Here is a 3,522-nt window from a genome sequence, read left to right as displayed (position 1 = left end):
GTAAATTTTCAGCGTTGCTGGCTCCCCGTCAGCCGGATTGGGTTGCATCGCAGGGGTGTCGAAAGAGTCAACTGCGGTCCAAAGCTGTTGGACTTGGGTGAAAAGGGCGTTTATTCTTCCTATACGTCGATCGATTGAATGAAGGACATATACAATCATTTCTCCGACATTTGGTTATGGAGCGAAAAGTTTCAATATCTTATCAAAACCAGGCAATCAATGCGATTAAGTTTTATTACGAACGTGTTTTGGGTGGACAACGGAAAACATATTTCATCGAAAGACCAAAAAAAGAAAAAACACTTCCTGTTGTGATGAGTGAAGAAGAAACCATTCGGGTACTACGCGCTATTGAAAACGTGAAACACAAGGCTATTCTGATGACTATTTATTCGGCAGGTTTGCGCATTTCTGAATGTATAAACCTGAAAATAAAAGACATTGACTCCAAGCGCATGCAAATTCGTATAGAACAGTCAAAAGGAAAAAGAGATCGTTATACCATTTTATCTGAGAAAACATTAATTATTTTAAGAACATACTTTATGGAATATAAACCAAAAGATTATTTATTTGAAGGTCAAAAAGGTGGCGCATACTCAAGCCGAAGTATTCAAAACATTTTTAAAGCAGCTGTTTTAAAAGCAAAGATTCAAAAGGAAGTTACTGTACATACCTTACGACATAGCTTTGCAACGCATTTGCTTGAGAATGGTACGAGTTTACGTTATATTCAATCGTTGTTAGGTCATTCAAGCAGTAAAACAACTGAGGTTTATACACATATTACCACCAAGGGAATGGAACAATTAAAAAGTCCGATGGATTTGTTAGATATATAGAAAGGATTTGTATATTTGAGCAAAACTTAACAAAAAGCACTATGAATATAAATCCTTTTGAGAGAGTAGAAACGAACGGTAAACGGTTGAAAACGGATTTGTCACTGATAATGAAAGGTTTAGCAAAATAAGATATAGTGGATATATACGCCATTTGGCGTATAGGCACTTGTTATGTGCCATTTTTGAATGACAATGCGAATAGATACAGACAAACAAATGAATTTACTTAGTGATAAGAACGTTGCAATAATTGGTGGTGGACCCGTTGGACTGACTATGGCAAAATTATTACAGCAAAACGGCATAGACGTTTCAGTTTACGAAAGAGACAACGACCGAGAGGCAAGAATTTTTGGTGGAACCCTTGACCTACACAAAGGTTCAGGTCAGGAAGCAATGAAAAAAGCGGGATTGTTACAAACTTATTATGACTTAGCCTTACCAATGGGTGTAAATATTGCTGATGAAAAAGGCAATATTTTATCCACAAAAAATGTAAAGCCCGAAAATCGATTTGACAATCCTGAAATAAACAGAAATGACTTAAGGGCTATCTTGTTGAATAGTTTAGAAAACGACACGGTTATTTGGGATAGAAAACTTGTTATGCTTGAACCTGGTAAGAAGAAGTGGACACTAACTTTTGAGAATAAACCGAGTGAAACAGCAGATTTGGTTATTCTTGCCAATGGTGGAATGTCGAAAATAAGGAGCTTTGTTACCGACACGCAAGTTGAAGAAACCGGTACTTTCAACATCCAAGCTGATATTCTTCAACCGGAAATAAACTGTCCCGGATTTTTTCAGCTATGCAACGGCAACCGATTAATGGCGGGACATCAGGGCATTTTATTGTTTGCCAATCCCAATAATAATGGTGCATTGTATTTAGGAATTAGTTTTAAAACGCCCGATGAATGGAAAAATAAAATTCCCTTAGATTTTCAGGACAGAAACAGCGTTGCCGATTTTTTATTGAAAAGATTTTCCAAATGGAGTGAAGTTTACAAACAATTAATACGTTCGGTATCAACATTTCAATGCTTGCCCACAAGGAAATTTCCTTTGAACAATGATTGGAAAAGTAACCGTCCATTACCCATAACAATGATTGGCGATGCTGCTCATTTGATGTCGCCTTTTGCAGGACAGGGTGTAAATACGGGATTATTGGATGCTTTGATATTGTCTGAAAACCTTACAAACGGAGAATTTACAAGTATTGAAAATGCCATCGAAAACTACGAACAACAAATGTTTGTTTATGCAAAAGATACGCAGGACGAATCGACAGAAAACGAAACCGAAATGTTTAGTCCCAATTTTTCGTTTCAAAAATTATTGAATCTATAAACAGTAAGAAAAAACGGCTACTAACAAGCAGTTTTGCAATAGTGGGGCAGAAGTGCAAAATTGAACTTGTGTGCTTCTATCAACTTTTGTACATTAGCTGCCAGTTTAAGATGGGTGCATTTGAGTATGCCCAAAGGAGCCCGCAAGTATGCGCAGGACGAAGCCAGTAGCCGCGCCGATGGTGGCGCGGGTCTATCTGCGCGTCAGCACCGACGCGCAGGACTTGGAACGCCAAGAGGCGATCACTACGGCCGCGAAGGCCGCCGGCTACTACGTCGCCGGCATCTACCGTGAGAAGGCATCCGGCGCACGCGCCGACCGGCCTGAGCTGCTGCGCATGATCGGCGACCTACAGCCCGGCGAGGTGGTCATTGCCGAGAAGATCGACCGCATCAGCCGCCTACCTTTGCCCGAGGCCGAGCGCCTGGTGGCCTCGATACAGGCCAAAGGCGCACGCCTGGCCGTCCCTGGCGTGGTCGATCTATCCGACCTGGCGGCCGAGGCCCAGGGCGTCGCCAAGATCGTGCTGGAAGCCGTGCAGATCATGCTTTTTCGCCTGGCCTTGCAGATGGCCCGCGACGACTACGAGGACAGGCGCGAACGCCAGCGCCAAGGCATTGAGTTGGCCCGCCAGGCCGGGCGGTACAAGGGCCGCCGTGCTGATCCGAAGCGCCGCGCCCAAGTTGTCGCGCTGCGCAAGTCCGGCTACAGCATCAACAAGACCGCCGAGCTGGCCGGGTACAGTGCGGCCCAGGTGAAACGGATATGGGCCGAGGTCAGCCAGGCCGAAGCGAAGCAGCACGGCGCGTTCGTGGAGGACGCATTGACGGAAGCCGATGCCCTGGCCGCTGTCGGCCAGGATGAGCGCCAGGAGGAAAGGGCATGAAGAAGCCGAACCAAGACGACGAGCCGTTTTTCATCACCGAGGAGATTGCGGCCGAAATGATCGCCGGCGGCTATGAGTTCGAGCTGCCGCCCATTCCTTGCACCATCCGCCTACGCGACGTGCTGGAGCGCATGACCGATGCTGAGCTAGCATTGCAGCCGGGCGAGATCGCCGACCAGGAGCGTGAACGCTGCCGGCGCAAGCCGTGTTCAACCTCATGATCTGGTCATGGTATTTTTCATGGCACTGAGCCTGATAGTTCTTGCAAATTGTTGTCACTAAAGGGTTTTGTGTGCTTGTTTACAATCGAGTGGGAGTGACGGGCACTGGCTGGCAATGTCTAGCAACGGCAGGCATTTCGGCTGAGGGTAAAAGAACTTTCCGCTAAGCGATAGACTGTATGTAAACACAGTATTGCAAGGACGCGGAACATGCCTC

Annotated in this window: 4 protein-coding genes; all 4 read left to right on the top strand. The window is 45.5% G+C overall.

Annotated features, from left to right (window positions below; translation table 11 throughout):
• Positions 1 to 176: 176 nt before the first annotated feature.
• The gene (locus FTU46_RS16460; RefSeq protein ID WP_015060916.1) at positions 177 to 842 is read left to right on the top strand and encodes a tyrosine-type recombinase/integrase; all 666 of its coding nucleotides are present in this window, start codon (positions 177 to 179) and stop codon (positions 840 to 842) included.
• 189 nt (positions 843 to 1,031) lie between these two features.
• The gene (locus tag FTU46_RS16455) at positions 1,032 to 2,198 is read left to right on the top strand and encodes a tetracycline-inactivating monooxygenase Tet(X3) (RefSeq protein ID WP_024160783.1); all 1,167 of its coding nucleotides are present in this window, start codon (positions 1,032 to 1,034) and stop codon (positions 2,196 to 2,198) included.
• A gap of 148 nt (positions 2,199 to 2,346) precedes the next feature.
• Positions 2,347 to 3,084, top strand: coding sequence for a recombinase family protein (locus tag FTU46_RS16450; protein WP_001366550.1), 738 nt, complete (start codon positions 2,347 to 2,349; stop codon positions 3,082 to 3,084).
• Positions 3,081 to 3,305, top strand: a complete 225-nt coding sequence (locus FTU46_RS16445; RefSeq protein WP_000743213.1) for a hypothetical protein — start codon at positions 3,081 to 3,083, stop codon at positions 3,303 to 3,305. The genes FTU46_RS16450 and FTU46_RS16445 overlap by 4 nt, the downstream gene beginning before the upstream one ends.
• Positions 3,306 to 3,522 lie beyond the last annotated feature (217 nt).

Origin of the sequence: Acinetobacter sp. YH12108 (assembly GCF_013419055.1) — a bacterium.
Classification (GTDB): domain Bacteria; phylum Pseudomonadota; class Gammaproteobacteria; order Pseudomonadales; family Moraxellaceae; genus Acinetobacter.
Note: the sequence above shows the minus strand (reverse complement) of the source record. Positions and strands in the feature narration are given on the sequence as shown.

Bases quoted from the DNA above. Each gene is read 5' to 3' on its own strand.
- FTU46_RS16460 (WP_015060916.1), top strand. From the start codon at position 177: ATGGAGCGAAAAGTTTCAATATCTTATCAAAACCAGGCAATCAATGCG.
- FTU46_RS16455 (WP_024160783.1), top strand. From the start codon at position 1,032: ATGACAATGCGAATAGATACAGACAAACAAATGAATTTACTTAGTGAT.
- FTU46_RS16450 (WP_001366550.1), top strand. From the start codon at position 2,347: ATGCGCAGGACGAAGCCAGTAGCCGCGCCGATGGTGGCGCGGGTCTAT.
- FTU46_RS16445 (WP_000743213.1), top strand. From the start codon at position 3,081: ATGAAGAAGCCGAACCAAGACGACGAGCCGTTTTTCATCACCGAGGAG.